Origin of the sequence: Vreelandella zhanjiangensis DSM 21076, from assembly GCF_000377665.1 — a bacterium.
In the GTDB taxonomy this organism is placed as follows: domain Bacteria; phylum Pseudomonadota; class Gammaproteobacteria; order Pseudomonadales; family Halomonadaceae; genus Vreelandella; species Vreelandella zhanjiangensis.
On sequence record NZ_KB898655.1, the window covers coordinates 102,858 to 118,230 of the forward strand.

16 protein-coding genes and 3 tRNA genes are annotated in these 15,373 nt (G+C 52.6%); 10 read left to right on the forward strand and 9 right to left on the reverse strand.

Annotated elements, in window-relative coordinates; all coding sequences use genetic code 11:
* Nucleotides 1-37: 37 nt before the first annotated feature.
* Both D467_RS20210 and D467_RS19405 read right to left on the reverse strand, forming a co-directional pair.
* Complete coding sequence (locus D467_RS20210; protein ID WP_167324160.1) at nucleotides 38-217, reverse strand: DUF2726 domain-containing protein; 180 nt, start codon at nucleotides 215-217, stop codon at nucleotides 38-40.
* Nucleotides 218-623: 406 nt separating this feature from the next.
* Nucleotides 624-908, reverse strand: coding sequence for a hypothetical protein (locus D467_RS19405; protein ID WP_018918882.1), 285 nt, complete (start codon nucleotides 906-908; stop codon nucleotides 624-626).
* Nucleotides 909-1,254: 346 nt separating this feature from the next.
* Between D467_RS19405 and D467_RS0117725 the strand changes: the two genes are divergently transcribed.
* The 10 genes from D467_RS0117725 (at nucleotide 1,255) to D467_RS0117775 (ending at nucleotide 10,054) form a co-directional block, all read left to right on the forward strand.
* Nucleotides 1,255-1,923, forward strand: coding sequence for a hypothetical protein (locus D467_RS0117725; RefSeq protein ID WP_018918884.1), 669 nt, complete (start codon nucleotides 1,255-1,257; stop codon nucleotides 1,921-1,923).
* 375 nt (nucleotides 1,924-2,298) lie between these two features.
* Nucleotides 2,299-2,622, forward strand: a complete 324-nt coding sequence (locus tag D467_RS0117730; protein WP_018918885.1) for a hypothetical protein — start codon at nucleotides 2,299-2,301, stop codon at nucleotides 2,620-2,622.
* Between the two features lie 12 nt (nucleotides 2,623-2,634).
* Nucleotides 2,635-2,733, forward strand: coding sequence for a tail virion protein G7P-2 (locus tag D467_RS20215; RefSeq protein WP_371827765.1), 99 nt, complete (start codon nucleotides 2,635-2,637; stop codon nucleotides 2,731-2,733).
* A 109-nt stretch (nucleotides 2,734-2,842) separates the two neighbouring features.
* Nucleotides 2,843-3,103 carry a major coat protein gene (locus tag D467_RS19410; RefSeq protein ID WP_018918886.1) on the forward strand — a complete coding sequence of 87 codons (261 nt, stop codon included), beginning with the start codon at nucleotides 2,843-2,845 and terminating at the stop codon, nucleotides 3,101-3,103.
* A gap of 717 nt (nucleotides 3,104-3,820) precedes the next feature.
* Nucleotides 3,821-4,915, forward strand: coding sequence for a hypothetical protein (locus D467_RS0117750; protein WP_018918888.1), 1,095 nt, complete (start codon nucleotides 3,821-3,823; stop codon nucleotides 4,913-4,915).
* Entirely contained in the window at nucleotides 4,916-5,266 is a 351-nt protein-coding gene (locus D467_RS0117755) for a DUF5455 family protein (RefSeq protein ID WP_018918889.1), read from the forward strand. It begins immediately after the preceding gene.
* Entirely contained in the window at nucleotides 5,266-6,330 is a 1,065-nt protein-coding gene (locus D467_RS0117760) for a zonular occludens toxin domain-containing protein (RefSeq protein ID WP_018918890.1), read from the forward strand. Before D467_RS0117755 ends, D467_RS0117760 begins: the two co-directional genes overlap by 1 nt.
* Nucleotides 6,311-7,705 (forward strand): secretin GspD/PilQ domain-containing protein, encoded by a 1,395-nt coding sequence (locus tag D467_RS19415; protein WP_018918891.1) that lies wholly within the window; start codon nucleotides 6,311-6,313, stop codon nucleotides 7,703-7,705. The genes D467_RS0117760 and D467_RS19415 overlap by 20 nt, the downstream gene beginning before the upstream one ends.
* Nucleotides 7,706-7,772: 67 nt before the next feature.
* The gene (locus D467_RS0117770) at nucleotides 7,773-9,065 is read left to right on the forward strand and encodes a phage replication initiation factor (protein ID WP_018918892.1); all 1,293 of its coding nucleotides are present in this window, start codon (nucleotides 7,773-7,775) and stop codon (nucleotides 9,063-9,065) included.
* Nucleotides 9,065-10,054 carry a phage integrase gene (locus D467_RS0117775; protein WP_018918893.1) on the forward strand — a complete coding sequence of 330 codons (990 nt, stop codon included), beginning with the start codon at nucleotides 9,065-9,067 and terminating at the stop codon, nucleotides 10,052-10,054. Before D467_RS0117770 ends, D467_RS0117775 begins: the two co-directional genes overlap by 1 nt.
* An 86-nt stretch (nucleotides 10,055-10,140) precedes the next feature.
* Here the strand turns inward: D467_RS0117775 and D467_RS0117780 are convergent.
* The 7 genes from D467_RS0117780 to D467_RS0117810 form a co-directional block, all read right to left on the reverse strand.
* Nucleotides 10,141-10,216 (reverse strand) — tRNA-Thr (locus D467_RS0117780).
* Between the two features lie 72 nt (nucleotides 10,217-10,288).
* Nucleotides 10,289-10,363: transfer RNA gene (locus tag D467_RS0117785), tRNA-Gln, on the reverse strand.
* A 5-nt stretch (nucleotides 10,364-10,368) separates the two neighbouring features.
* Nucleotides 10,369-10,444, reverse strand: a tRNA-Phe gene (locus D467_RS0117790).
* A gap of 155 nt (nucleotides 10,445-10,599) precedes the next feature.
* The gene (locus tag D467_RS0117795; RefSeq protein ID WP_018918894.1) at nucleotides 10,600-10,875 is read right to left on the reverse strand and encodes an oxidative damage protection protein; all 276 of its coding nucleotides are present in this window, start codon (nucleotides 10,873-10,875) and stop codon (nucleotides 10,600-10,602) included.
* A 55-nt stretch (nucleotides 10,876-10,930) separates the two neighbouring features.
* Complete coding sequence (gene mutY / locus D467_RS0117800; protein ID WP_018918895.1) at nucleotides 10,931-12,025, reverse strand: A/G-specific adenine glycosylase; 1,095 nt, start codon at nucleotides 12,023-12,025, stop codon at nucleotides 10,931-10,933.
* Nucleotides 12,026-12,138: 113 nt separating this feature from the next.
* A complete protein-coding gene (locus D467_RS0117805) occupies nucleotides 12,139-14,478 on the reverse strand; it encodes an AsmA family protein (protein ID WP_018918896.1) in 2,340 nt (779 codons plus the stop codon).
* A gap of 74 nt (nucleotides 14,479-14,552) precedes the next feature.
* Nucleotides 14,553-14,984, reverse strand: coding sequence for a hypothetical protein (locus tag D467_RS0117810; protein WP_018918897.1), 432 nt, complete (start codon nucleotides 14,982-14,984; stop codon nucleotides 14,553-14,555).
* Nucleotides 14,985-15,373: the final 389 nt, after the last annotated feature.

Here is a 15,373-nt window from a genome sequence, read left to right on the forward strand (position 1 = left end):
TATCAACAACCTTTATTTTATTAACAATACAATACAACTACATTCTTTTTATCACAACGTAAGCATCAATGCATATTGAATTTAAGATACTGTCCCTTTTTTTTCGATCAGGTCGATCAAGACTTGAATCGCCCAACTCCATTACAAATTTAATACTAAAATCTTCTTTGCTACAGATCACGTAATCAAAGTGCCACTGTGAGACTTGCCTAAACAAAGAAATATACTTTCTACTTTTGAAATAATATTTCTGTTATTAGGCACTATTACACCTACTATTAGCACCTGTGCAAAAATATAATTATTAGACACGTATGTTCTTTCTAAAACTTTGTAAACCTCTCTTTCAGTAGACGAATTAAAAACGGTTTTTCTTATATGCATTACCGTTTTCAATTAATCTTTCCAATTTAGAAGTTCTTTTTTTACTAAATCAATATTTTTATAAAAGAGTTGTTAATTATAATTTAATTATGGCAACACTTATCAATAAAAGTGTGGTGATTAACACCTTCGATTCTAATAATTGCCATAAATTTATAGTATTCATTTCATCTCTTTATAGTTTTTAATTTATTCATTCTTCTACCCTCCCTAAAATCATCTATCCACAACCCTTTGTGCTAGTTGGTACCCGTCCCTGTTTGCTTCAACATACGGCGCGCCCTCTCTATCTCGGGGCTTACTTGTCCGCACGGTTCATTTGTCTGTCCAGTCATTAACCAAAGCGTGTACTTCGGCCATTGCTGGCAAACAGCTTCCAAAAGATCGCCTTTTGGCACTCTTCCTGTTTGCTCTATACCTTCTAAAGTTTTCTTAGCAATTCCAATAAGTTGCGAAAACTCCCCTCTTCCTGAAGTTTCCACCTCACGAATTTCACGGATTTTATGTGCAAGCTCGCTTGACATATACTCAACTCTGAGTAACCTTAGATATGAGTGTACTTTATTTTAAGTACACGCTAGCAACATATAGTCAAAATTCGCATGTCTATATGTTGACTCAAAGAAGACTAACACAACATGCCACAGCGAGCAGGTACAGCATGGAAACGAGCAACACGCCCCACGTCCCCGCACCTCAAGTGCCCGTCATGACGATAGAGCGTTTCTCTGAACTCACTGGCCTCACCCCAGACACCATCCGGGGCCAGCTTAACCAGGGAAACCTCCCCATTATAAAAGTGGGCCGTCGTCGTCTCGTTAATGTCGCGCTCTTTACTGCTGAGTGCCTGCAATCGGAGGACTGGACTTAATGACCACTCTAGCCCCCGTTGCCACCCTTGAAGCGCCCTGCACGCTGCTGGCTATCGAAGGCCTGACTATCTGCACTCAGCGCCTTCTGTTGGACGGTAAAACCACCCCCGCCAATATATTGCTGCATCAACACATCGTTCCAGCAGGTGGCTTCTGCTTTATTGCGGTGCCTATTGAACACCTGCCAGCGCTCGACCTGGACGACACCACCATTACCCGTGTCTCCAACGTCTATGAAGGCACTACGTGTGGCCTCGTCTTTAAGCACTACCAGCACGCTCTTGACTACCTCACCAAGCACTACGGCCTTGCCCAGGCCACCGACCGCGCCCCTTTATCTACCGATGTCTCCCCTCGCTTATTAGGGATTGTGCTACCGGCGCCTCTATCCACACCCCCACGGCTAACGCGCCGACCGTTATCCACAACGGCCTTTAGCCCTTACGGAGTTATACACATGAGTAAAAAACAGCCCATCCGGGTCTTCCTCGATCAGGAAATTCATAGCCGGTATCTGATCCAGGCAGGCACCCACGGCCTTACCCCCTCGGCCCTGGGAGAACGCTTAATTCAGCACGGCATTACCCAGCTAGAAGGCGGCGATAAAGCACCGCTGGAAGCCCCAGGTGGTGATGTGCCTCCCGCTCCCACCACCACACAGGCCTGATCAATGTCCCCTGCCCGTCATCCGTCGCCCTTCGGTCGTGCGGCGACCTTAGCCCGCCCCGGCGCGGCTGTCACACCCGAGGCACGAGCGGTTGACAGCCGTGCCGGGGTGGGCTGCCGTGCGACAAGACAGAAGGGCCACGGAGGGCGGGTAGGGGACACCCCCTGCCTCGATTCCCGAGCTTTGAGGGAGCGGGGCCAGCGGTGCCTCCACGGCAGGGATTTTGCACGAGCCGCGACCTACTACGCGCAAGCAGAACACCGCGTATTAGTCCTCGACGGCATTACACCTGAAACCACTGAGCTAGCCATTCTCGCGGACTACTGCTTAACCCAGGCCGCCAGAACCCAACGCTAACGATAAGGAACCATGACCATGATCAACACTATTCAAGCCCACGTAATCGGCGCCTCTCGCTACAGCATGGACAACGGCGTTAAAGGCGCCAAAGTCACCATCATGCAACCCTCAGCGTCCGACAACGAAAATCAGCTGGGCAACCAAGTCAGCACGATGTCAGCACCTTATGAAATTCTCGATCAGCTTCACGCCTACGCCCCCCATATGCCGTGCCCGCTAGAACTGGATATCGAATTTCGCTCATCAGGAGGTAAAGCCACCATGCACGTACTGGCGGCCCGCAAACCCAACGCCACCGGTAGCCATCAGCCCCCGACCGCTACCAGCGATAAGAAATAGGATTTGTGAGCCATGGACACTAGCGAACTCTCGGGTCTGTGGCTCCTGGTTTATTGCGTCGGTCTCATTCTCGCGTTTGGGATCGGTGCCATAAGTGGGGGCCAACGATGAACGATCCAAGCCTAACGTTTGTAGTTGGTTCCCTTTTCACGTCCTACGCCCTCGGTTGGGCATTCGGACACATCATCGTCATCACTAAGAAATTTATGGAGTCTGTCACATGACCTTAAACACCCTCGCACAACACGTAAAACAAGCCGCTACCGGTACTCGTGGTAAAGCCGCTGGCGGTGCTGCCCTTCTAATGGGGTCGGCTGCCGCTCACGCCCAGGAAGCTACTAGTGGTGCTGCCGCTGCTTTTAGTGAAATCCAGTCAACGGGTTCTGACATGGTGGGCTATGCCTGGCCGGTAGTAGCGTCTATTACCGCTGCGTTAATCGGTATCAAGTTGTTTAAGAAGTTTGCTAACCGCGCCTCTTAATAAAACGCTAAAAGGGATCACCAGGGGGCGGAAAACGCCCCTTTTTTTATATAAAGGGGGGAAAGCATGATTAAAAAAGCCATCTTACTACTATTAACTATTCCTTTTTTAATGATGTTTTCAAATTATTCATTTGCCACTGATAATCCTTGTTTTGATGGTGTTTTTGACAAATTTTACGCAGAAAAAGTAACGGCGGATTATATAACGTATTTTCGTATACGTCATAATCCTAGAGCAGGCGAATGGGGCCAAAGAGCTGACCTTGGGCAAGGGTGGTGCACTCTTAGGCGTAGTGCACCGGTTGATTTTGATTTCTACTATGAAAACCCTCTTGGCATTCCTCCAAAAACTGATGAAGAGTGCGAACAATATTCGGGCTCTTCGGTTCCTCTTTCCCACTCTTCTGCTGATTATTTAACGTCTGGTGGTTCTGTTTCTATTGAAGGGGGCACATGCTCTGTTACAGGTGCTGGAGCTGTTTGTGATAATGAAAATTGCACGGTTACGCTTAAGTCCACTTCGACGGGGGAAGTTGGGGAGTTTCGGCTAGCAAATGATGAAAATGATATAGATTTAAGACAAATTTCTAACTCCGATTATCCTTCACCCGGCAACCCTGCGTCTGCTGACTTTTTACGTAAGCTCCCGATTAGGGGTGCTGATGATTATTGTGCGTCCAGGTCCAATTGCGTATTTATCGATGGTGGGTTTTATTTGGTTGAGTGGGATATTGCTCCTCACTGGTTTGGTCATGTCGATAGTAATGGCGACATTGTTATTAATCGAGAGGGTGTCACCCTTGATGGTGGCGATGGTGATACGGGCGATGGCGATACGGGCGGTGGTTCTACTGATGATGGTTCTAACGGCGGTGGCTCTACTGGTGGTGGCTCTACTGGTGGTGGCTCTACTGGTGGTGGCTCTACTGGTGGTGGTTCTACCGGTGGTAGCTCTAGTGGCGGTGGCTCTACCGGTGGTGGCTCTAGTGGCGGTGGCTCTGGTGACGGTGGCTCTACGGTGCCTGAGTTTGACCTGGATGAGTCAGCCATTATTGCTGCGATTGAATCTGCGGGTAGAGCTAATCAAAACGCTATTCGTGCGCTGTCGAACGACACAATGGGCAAGATTGACCAGCAGACCGATACGCTTAATGCCGCTACCACCGCTCAGACTAACGCACTTAACAGCAGCCTAGCCGCGCAGACCGATACCGTTAACAGCGCCTTAGACTCACAAACCAATACCCTTAATCAAACACTAGATAATCGAACCGATAATCTATCCCGCCAATTAGATGACCAAAACACGCGGTTTTCTGCTGCGTTCGATTCGTTAGGCAATACCGTTACGGATGCCATTGATCGCTTTGAGGCTGATGGAGAGAACTCAGGCGGTGACGGTGATGGCGAAGGGCTGCTTGACGCTATTCCAGGGCTGTTAGATAGCCTGGTCGATAATCTCGCTGGGCGATTTACTGAGCAGGTTGGTGAAGGTGATGACCTTCTTAATACCACCGGTATGGATACAGCGCTGGATCGCCTTAACGACCAGGAAACCCAATACGGCGAGGACGTTAAAACCTTAATGGATGAAATCGGTGATGGAGCTACCTCCAGCATTGCCGACCAGATTACTTCCCGCCTTCCCTCCTTGCCGTCCGGTGGCTGCGTACCGCTCCAGTTCGGCCCTATGGAAATCTCCTGCCAAGCGTTTAACACCATCAAGCTCTGGCTGACCTGGATTATCTATTTCTGGACGGTCGTTAGCATCGTCGACACCTTTTTTCGCTCTGAACAGAGGACGGCATAAATGGCACTCCCTGCACTGCTCGGCGTGGGCGCGATTGTCGGCTTTTTCACGCGCATTCTGGAATGGCTGGTGTCGCGGGTGGCATCACGCTTTACCAGCCGCTTGGCCGGTATGTTGGTATGGACAACGCTTTACCTAACGCTTCTGGCAGCGCTTGCGACTACCTTCGCGCTGATCATTAATGGCATTAACGCATCGCTTCCTTCCGAGCTGGCGAACGGTATGGCGGCGGTCAAACCTGACAACCTTGAAGGCTGCATTGCCGCTATCTATAGCAGCAAGGTGGCCATGTGGGTCTTCCAGCAGAAAAAGCAGCTGATCGACTGGGAGCAAGGGAGGCCCGTTCTCTAATGGCCGTCTATGTCGTCACCGGCAAACTGGGTGCCGGAAAAACCCTGGTCGCCGTGGGCAAGATCAAAGACAAGCTTAACCAGGGCTGCAAGGTCGCCACCAATCTGGATTTAAACCTGGATAAGCTGATTGGTGAAAAAGCCAAGCTTACCCGATGCTACCGCATCCCTGATAAACCCGTCCTTGCTGACCTTGAAGCCATCGGCACCGGTACCGAGGATTACGACGAAAACAAGAACGGCCTGTTGGTACTCGATGAATGCGGTACCTGGTTTAACGCCCGTTCCTGGAACGATAAAAGCCGCCAGGACGTCATTAACTGGTTTCTCCATGCCCGCAAATTGGGCTGGGATATCATTTTTCTGATCCAAGACTTGTCGATCATGGACAAGCAAGCCCGCGTCGCCCTCGCTGAACACGTTGTTTACTGCCGCCGTCTGGATCGCGTCTCCGTGCCGTTTATCGGCGCGCTCTACTCGATGTTTGTGGGCTCAAAAATGCCCCTGCCCAAGGTACATCTGGGTATCGTCAAATACGGCGACTCACCGCAAAGCCTCACGGTAGAACGCTGGACGTATACCGGTCGCGCGCTTTACCCCGCGTATGACACCAAGCAAGCCTTCTCCGACCATTACCCCCACGGCGCCTACTCCGTGCTGCCGCCCTGGCTCACCCACGGCAGGCTTCGGGTACTACGTGATGCGAGTTTCTATATGAAAATGACCCGTATTTATTGGAAACGCTTTAACCGTCCGTTTCTTTCCCTGGCCTCGTTTGCCCTGGGCTGCTTTATCACCCTCTCTGTCCTGGTCGCGGATCGTGTCAACGCTCGCTCACCAGATGACACTCCTCCCGCTGCACCGTTAGCACTGCCCGACCTCAGCACCACCCGTATCGCCAGCTTTAGCCAGTTTGGCGACCACACCGCTTACCGCCTCATTGATAGCAACCAACAGTCCCTTACCACCGACGATCTCGCCCGCCAAGGCTTCGGCATCGTCCCGGTGAGCGCCTGCCATGTTCGCGTAGAAAATGGAGTTACCCATGCTGAAATTCGCTGCTAAAACCGCTGCCACGTTCGCCCTGGCCACCGGCATCGCCATCAGCGCCTATGCCGCCCCCATTCAGATGCAAGACACCGATATTCGGGACTTTGTGCGCTGGTACGTTGAGCAAACCGATACTCCGCTGGCGATTCACCCCACGGCCACCGGCACACTCACGGTGTACGCCCCCGATGTGCCGGATCATCAGCTCGATGAATTCTTCCAAGGGGTATTGAGTTCGCATGGTTACACTATTCTGCCCGGCAACCCGCCGACCGTTGCCCCGGCAAGCCAAGCACCTCAGCCAAGAGGCCTACACGATCCCGCCGACGCCCTTGCCAACGTGCCGACCCTGACACCACCCGAAAAGCCCCAGGCAACGCACCTGTTTTCGTTCGATAACGTGCGCGCTGATGATGTCGCCCCGCTGGTGACAAACTTTCTGACCCAGAACGCCCAAGACGGTACCCCCCTTGCACGTGTCCAGGTACTCCATGCCTCTAACGGCCTATTAGCCAAAGGCCCAGAAAAACAGCTCTCCAAGCTCCAGGAGCTGCTCCCCCAGGTAGACGTTGCCCACCCGCAGCTGCTCATTCAGGCGGTTATCTTTGAAACCACGGACGGCGACACTTTCGACCTAGGCGTATCACTCGGACGGGCAACCGGTAGCGGTGTCGCCGGTGGTTTCAATACGGCCAACCTCGGCACATCGCTAGCCTCTTCGGGCGGCACTTTCGGGATATTCGACGGGGATATACTCGCCTTTGCCATCAATGCGTTACAGCGTGACTCACGCTCTAACGTGTTATCCACGCCGCAAATTCTTACCCTCTCCGGTAAGCGCGGCACTATTTCCATCGGCCAGAACGTGCCGTTTGTCACAGGCCGCGTGACCGGCGAATCAGCGGACGTTAACAGCCCCTTTCAGACCATAGAGCGCCGCGATGTAGGCATACGCTTAAACGTGCTGCCCGTAGTCACCGCCTCCGGCTTGGTCATCATGGATATCACCACCTCCGCCGACTCGCTCACGGATTCTCTGCTGGCATCCGATATCATCACCAACCAACGCCAAATAAACACCACCGTACAAATACGCTCCGGCCAAACACTGCTGTTAGGCGGCCTCTCGTCACAAGATGACCGTTCCCAGGTCTCTGGCGTTCCAGGTCTTTCCAGCGTTCCCATTGCCGGTCGTCTCTTCCAGAACGAATCCACTTCCACCCAACGCACTAACCTCCACGTACTGCTTCAAGCCACCGTGCTACCTCGCTACGACGCTACCCAGCTCGCCAACATCCATGATCAAAGCGGCTCACTTACGGCCAATCTCGTGGCGATGAACTGGCGGCAAGCAGTCGAGACCATCCCTGTAACACGTCTCGCAGAGTGACAACGAAACCCGTTAAAGCAGCTCGCTACAACACATAACAGCATTTCAAAAAATTAAGGGAAAGGTCATGGAACGTTGGAACCGTTATTCGATTGCCTCACTGGAGAAAGGCGAACAGGACCCGTTTGGAAAATTGCTGATCAGCTCGGCAGGTCAGCGTGAGCTGGATGATATCCGCTTGCTAAACGCAGGTGTGGACACGGTACGGCAGCTTTACCAGGGTAAACCCTGTCTGTACCAATTTGACGAAATTATTAACGTTTATAACGAAGGCCATGGTGCCACCATGGAGCTATTCGACGTTACCTGGGCAGTAGGAGCCGGCGCAGCCGGTTCAGGCTTTCGCTACCGTCTCCAGAATAATGAGCTAGGCGTCATCGTGTTCTTTCAGGCACGGCATACCAAGGTGGAGAACATCGGCACCCACCTAAAAATCGAACTCTCTCCCCACTTCATCCAGGAGCGAAGCCCCCAGCAGTGCCAAGACTTCATGTACAACATCGCAGCTCATATGCTCGCCTATGTGGAACCGGTCGGCTGTGCCATTCACCTGGCGTTAGACGTCCAGGGCTGGGAACCCCCAAAAGACTTCATGCAGCGCTTCGTGACCCGCTCCAAGAAAATCATGCGGATCGACGGCATTGACGAACTGGAGTTTGCCCACAGCACCATTGCCACCACCTACGGCCGCGGCGAAACCTACATGTTTGGTACCGCTGGAGCCCTGCAATGTGCCATCTACAACAAGACCCTTGAAGCCAAGCACCGCGATAAAATGCATCTATGGGAAGGCATCTGGCAACACGCTGTAAAAGACGACCTCAGCCCCGCCTATGATCCTGACGAAACCGTCTGGCGTATTGAGCTGCGCTTTCATCAATCGGTACTGCGTGAGTTTGCCCAGGGCATACCCTGCAACGTGGATACCGGCGAAGTATTGGACGACTCCCACGGATTCAACCGCTTTATCGATGTAGTACCGCACCTCTCCGGCCTCTGGCGTACCGCTATGCAATCCTACCGCCTAGATACCCGCCGGAACCTTATTGATCCCGCATGGCAAGTCATGCAGGAAGACGCCCGCTTTTACTGTCATGAACCCGGCTTCATGTACAAACGCGCTCGTAAGGCACCTGGCTTAGGTAATGAGAAAAACGTCACCCTGGCCTTTGGCAACCTCATCAGCATTTATGCCCGGCAAGGCTTCCGCACCCATGAAGCGGTTCGCTTCCTCCAACGCTCCGGCATGTGGGAAGACTTAGCAGAATACTACCGGCGCAAAGGGGTCGACTCGGGCCAATTCAGGCAAATAGTAGAGCAGAAATTGATAGAACGACGATTAGTAGGGAAAGCAGCGTAATGGGCATTAAGAGAGTCAAAACAGGGTGGCAGGTAGACTGCTGGCCAAAGGGTAGATATGGCCCCCGGGTTCGTCGGACGTTTAAACAGCAAGCATCCGCAAAACGCTTTGAAGCTAAGATTATGGGCCTGGGTGCTTCTGGTGAAGATATCCCGGAACTTCGACGTGATAAACGTCGTTTGCGCGATTTAGTAGAACAGTGGTATGAGCATCACGGTCATACACTAAAAAGTGCACCCGATCGGGTTCGCTCATTGCGTAAACTTACCGATGCACTCGGCAACCCATTAGCTACAAAATTTACTGCTCAACAGTGGGTAGAGTACCGTAGTGAACGCTTAAAAGAAGTGAAGCCAAACACCATTAACCATGAACACACGTATCTAAAAGCGGTCTTCTCCGAGCTAGAGCGGCTATCACTTTGGCCTCACGGCAACCCTATGCAGAAAATACGCAAAGTGCGCACAGATGAAACCGAAAAAGGCTACCTTGACCAAGAACAAATAACGTTGCTGCTTGACCACCTCCGCCTTCACGAAACAGAAGACTGCTATTTCATTACGGTTATCTGCCTATCAACCGGCGCACGATGGAGCGAAGCCCAATCACTCAGGGCTGAAAACGTCCGTAATGATCGCATTGTTTTCGTGGGCACCAAGTCAGGCAAAACACGCACCGTGCCCATCGCCCCCAGCCTGGCCAAGCAGCTAAGACAACGGAGAAAAATTGGGCGTCTATTTGGCAACCGCTATAAAGCCTTTGCACGCGCTATAAAAACGCTAAGAATCGAACTACCGGAAGGCCAGTTAACTCACGTACTACGTCACACCTTCGCGAGCCACTTTATGATGAACGGAGGGAATATTCTGGTGCTACAACAAATACTTGGCCACCAATCCATAACGATGACCATGCGCTATGCGCACTTCGCACCCGACCACCTGGAAGAAGCCGCCAAGCTCAATCCGTTGGCAATGTCTACACTGTAGACACTTTGTAGACACATACGAAAAAGCCGCCCTTTCGGACGGCTTGATCTAATTCTCTAATATGTTGCTTTTAACCATCTTTTTGATGGTGCCGACACCAGGAGTCGAACCCGGGACCTACTGATTACAAGTCAGTTGCTCTACCAACTGAGCTATGTCGGCGCTTCATATTTTCTTGAGAAAATGACTGCTTTGCAGTTAAGCTAGTCAGTCAACAAGAAATCTTGTTGGCAATGGCTGGGGTACCAGGATTCGAACCTGGGAATGCCGATACCAAAAACCGGTGCCTTACCACTTGGCGATACCCCAACGTTTGGTGGCCAGAGACGGAATCGAACCGCCGACACGGGGATTTTCAATCCCCTGCTCTACCAACTGAGCTATCTGGCCCTTGCCAACGGTGCGTATTAAACTAAAAACTCAGCTTTTCGTCAACACCTTTGTGAAACTTTCTTTTCTAACCGTTGTTTAGGCTAACTCTACGACTAACGGCGTAGGGCTGAAACGCCCGTAATTCGTGCGATTGCCGCTTGTTTGAGTGTCGATTACGCCTGCGTCGGCGGCACATAACCTTCCGCTTGATCGGTTGCTTCGTTATCCAGAAAGCGCTGCATTTGATCCATCAGGTACGCACGGGCTTCCGGGTCGAGCATATTAAGATGCTTTTCATTGATGAGCCGGGTCTGCAGTGCCTGCCATTCTTCCCAGGCCTGCTTGGAAACGGTCGCTTGAATCTCCTGGCCCTGCTTACCGGGTAGCGGCGGAAACGGGAGGGCCGGCAGCTCTTTTTGGTACTTGCGGCAAAAAACCGTGTTGCTCATGGATGCTCCTTATTGGCTAGGTACTGATCTGGTGCTGATCTATAGGTCCAGGCGCCTATACACGCCCTGGCGTTAAGTTAAGCGTAAAGGGCGTTAGTTGGCTAAGCAGCGCTTTTACAGGGGCTGCCAGGCCAAGCTCACGCGGATTTTCAACGTCATACCATACGCCGCTTTCACGCACCCCGCTCAGCCTATCGCAGGAAACCGGCTGAGGGGTAATTTCAAGGCGAAAATGGCTAAAGGTATGGTGAAAACTGGGCATGGTGGGTTGGCGCTTGGGCGATACGGCATGCATCTCCAGCCAGTCATTGAGCTCGCTGTGTTTTTCAAATTGCGGCAGGCTCCACAGGCCGCCCCATAATCCGCTAGGCGGGCGCTGCTCTAGCCAGACCCGCCCTTGGCTATCCTGTAGCAGCAGCATGATAGTGCTGCGGGTAGGCAGGGCTTTTTTAGGTTTGGACTCCGGGTAGCGCTGAGGTTCGCCCTGGGCATATGCCAGGCAAACATCATTAAACGGGCAGACCTTGCAGTCGGGCTTGCTACGTTTACATAGCGTGGCGCCAAAATCCATCATTGCCTGGGTGAAGTCCGCCAGGCGGGTAGACGGCGTGTAGTGCTCGGCAAGCGTCCATAGCTTACGCTCTACCTCTGGCTTACCAGGCCAGCCGGGGATAGCGTGCAGCCGCGTTAGCGAGCGTTTGACGTTGCCGTCCAGAATCGCTGCTCGCTGGCCAGTACTTTGGGCAATGATCGCGCCCGCGGTTGAGCGGCCAATGCCCGGCAACGCGGTGAGCGCTTCAACACTTGTAGTTGGCAGCTCGCCACTGTGCTCGGCAAGCGCCAGCTGAGCGGCCTTATGCAGATTGCGCGCTCGAGCGTAATAGCCAAGCCCTGTCCATAAGTGCAGCACTTCGTCCTGAGGCGCCAGCGCTAGTGACTCAAGCGTGGGGAAGCGCGCCATAAAGCGTTCGAAATAAGGGATAACCGTCGTTACCTGGGTTTGCTGGAGCATGATTTCTGACACCCACACGCGGTAAGCGCTGCGGGGCGACTGCCAGGGCAGATCATGACGGCCATACTCGTCGAACCAGGCGATCAGGCGACGATAGAACTCTTCTGCCGTGAGCCTGGGAGTGGGCATATCAGCCATGCGGTTTCCTTCGATAGAGCGTTCGTAAATACTTGGCGCAGCGTGCCAATTAATCATGGGGCAATAAAAAAGCGCCGGCATCGAGGCCGGCGCAGAGTGTCTTGCATGAATGCTCAGTTAAATAGACGACGGATGCCTTCACGAAGTTCCTGACCGGCACCTTCGCCAAGGCGCTCATCTATTTTGTCCAAAGAGCCTTCTACACGCTCTTCCAGCTCGTCTGCCACGCGATTACCGGCTTCATTACGCAGCAGGTCAACCACAGCGGTTTGAAAGGCGGAGCGGTCGAAGCGGCACCACTCATTGGTGGCACCGCCAAGATGGCCTTCGCAGCGTACCGGTAGCGGCAACTGTTCCAAACGTGGATTCACCTTGCATGCGGCGTCAGCGGTATCTACCAAGCGCGCGTTAGCACGGGTATCGAAGTTCAGGCTGTTAAAATCGAGTTCGCCCTCTCCGTTCACATCAATTCCCGGAAGCTTGATCAGCAGATTATCACTGGTCACCACGCCATTGCGTACCAGGAACGTCGCGTCGAAGCGCTCAAAACGCGTGTCGGTATGCCAATCACGCAGCGTGCCTTCGCCTTCCAGCTGGGCCACCAGTTCACACATCTGCTGAGAAATATTGATATCTAAAATAGCGCCTTCATTAAGACGGGCATTGAGCTGCCCATTAAGGTTGCTGGTTAACGCTTCACGGCTGTTACCCCGTGAGGTCAGCTCACCATCCAGATGCAGGCGCCCTCTTAGCGGTGAAGGATCCTCATCGTTGCTGATGGCTTCGATGAGTGACGCCATTTGTACGTTGTTAACGGTGGGAGAAAGCGCCCATTCCATCACTCGCTCACGGGCATTCAGCTGCCCCGTGGCATTAAGCTCTCCACCATAGAACTGAGACTCAAAAGACGTTAGCTCTTGAAGACCGTCTTCACCACTCAGCTGCAGGCGAGTGTTATTGAAGGTCAGGCCGCCCATTAAAAGGGTCTTAACGCTTAGATCACCATCAAGTGACAATTCACTCAACCAAGCTTGGGGCAGCAAGGTGTTCGTGTTTTGAGCAAACGCTTTGCGCAGCAAGCCCGAACTGGCCTGCTGGGCGGTCGTGGGGCCAGGAAGATAACGGTCGATGTCTAGCTGATCGCCTTCTAGGTCAAACGCTACCTGCGAGCCATCCAGAGCAGCCGATACCTGCCCCGTAAAGGTACTGTCGTCGACAACCAAAGACAGGCTGGATAACGACACTTGCTCTGCATTGCCCTCAATGGGGCTGGTCATGGCAATATCGCTAAGGGCGGCTTCGCTGGTGGTATTAAGCTCAATGCCTGTACGGGTCAGCCAGGGACGCAGTGTAAAGGGCGCGGCCGTAATCTGCCCACGGTACTGGGGCGCATCGAACATCTGCTCGATATTAAGATGGCCGCTCATGCGCAGCCCGTCAGGCCCGGTGAGCTGGAAATCTTTCAACTGCGCCGTTTGCGCCTGCCAGTTGCTTTCCAGGCCAAAGGCTAGCGCCAGCGCCAGGCTACCCTGCCATTTTTCTGCATTCTGCAGGCCTGCCTCTAAAACGCCTTCGCTAACGCTTAGCTGCTTCTCATCCATGCGGGAAATAATTTCAGCGGCTTTTAAGCTAAGCCGCTGCGGCTCACCCTCTGCCCCCATACGCGTCTGGGTATTTAACCGAGTATTTTCCAGCACCACACGGTCTTCAGCCAGCTGGAGGCGCATACGTGTTTCAAGATCGATATCGCTGGTGAGTTCAGGCGGGCGCTCCAGCGCTTCGGCATCCAGGCGGTTATGCTTGGTCAGGGTAAACATGGTCTTTAACGGGAAAGGGCTTACCGGATTGACGTTGCTACCTGAAACATTAAGCGACTGAAGGCGCCACAGTGCTTGGCTTTGGACATCGCGGAAGCGAATATCGGCGTTTCTGACTTCGACACTGGCAATATTCAGCACCACCGACAGGCTGCCCGCATCGGCGTGCGGCCCGGCGCTAGCCGGGGCCAGCATCGTTTCTGCCGTTTCGTCGCCGCTTTCAGCCAGACGCTCAAGCAGCGGCTCCCAGTTCCCTTCCCCTTCGGCGTCCCGCTCCAGGTTCAAGCGCATGCCATCCAGCGTCAGGCCATCAATGGCAATTTCCCCACGCAGCAGCGGCGCAAAGGCAACGCTTACTTCAGCACGGTTGATGGCTGCAAATGAGGTGTCCTCTTCAGGCTGGTTTGGAAGCCAAGCGCGAGCTTGCTCCACGCTCACCCCAATACGCGGGTAGAATGACCAAGTGATCGGCCCCTCAAGCGCCAGATGCAGTCCGGTGTGTTCTTCCACCACGGATGTCAGACGCGGCTTGAAGTCTTCGGGATCCAGAAAGGTGGTGACATAGACCACCGCTGCCACTGCCACAATGCCGAGAATACCGACAGCGGCCAGCAAAATACGTAATAACTGTTTCATTTGATTACCTCACCCTGTAACATGTTATATAACATAAGGCATTGATTCCTTTAATAAATTAATAAGTAACAGTTTTAGGGTTTTTTTGAGGGAAAACCGACTACTTTTTCGTTCTCTACGATAGCTCTCAGACGCTGGTTTTCGGCTATCAGTGAGGCCATTTCAGAAGCCATGTCTCGATTAAGTTCGCGGGCTTGACGGTACTCTATTCTGAGTTCGGTATACTTGGCCCTCAACTCTTTAAGCTCGTTATTCTTTTCGTCCCGTTGTGTCCGAACAACCTTGTTTCCTGCCTCCCGAATACGCTCTGCAAGGCCAGGATGATTGTTGTGAATGGTTGCTCGGCTGACCCCAGCTTCCTCAGCCACGGACTGTATGCTGAGCTTACGCCCCGGCTCGATAATTTTTGGTCGACCTTTCTCTATACGCACAATTGCTTGGCGTATGGCCTTTGCGGTTAATCCGCTCCGCGTAGTGGGCTGGGAGGTGTCTTGAGATTTCGACATCCGCTAAATGCTCTCCAGTTGCCCAAATGTCACTTCCTATCAACTGAGGCGACATAATGATTGAAAGTAATTCTGGCAGAATACACGTACACAAACGATCTGCCGTATCGACCGTGTAATTTACCTTTTCTGAACCCAAACATCACACACTGTCCGACCGCACAAACGCTTATTTTATTGATTCCGCCTTTCAATGCTCGTTTCGCAGTCGATTCTGATTCATAGAAATGCTGTTCAGTTCTACTGATGCGCGCTCTATTTGCTTCCCCCTCTACCACTTCACCTTAGCGTCGTCAGTTCTCCTGGGGCGATCATGGGCTTTCGTATGTCTGATGACCACCTTTTGCTTTTGACTTTCTCGGATGTTAATCAATAGTCATGGCCCATTA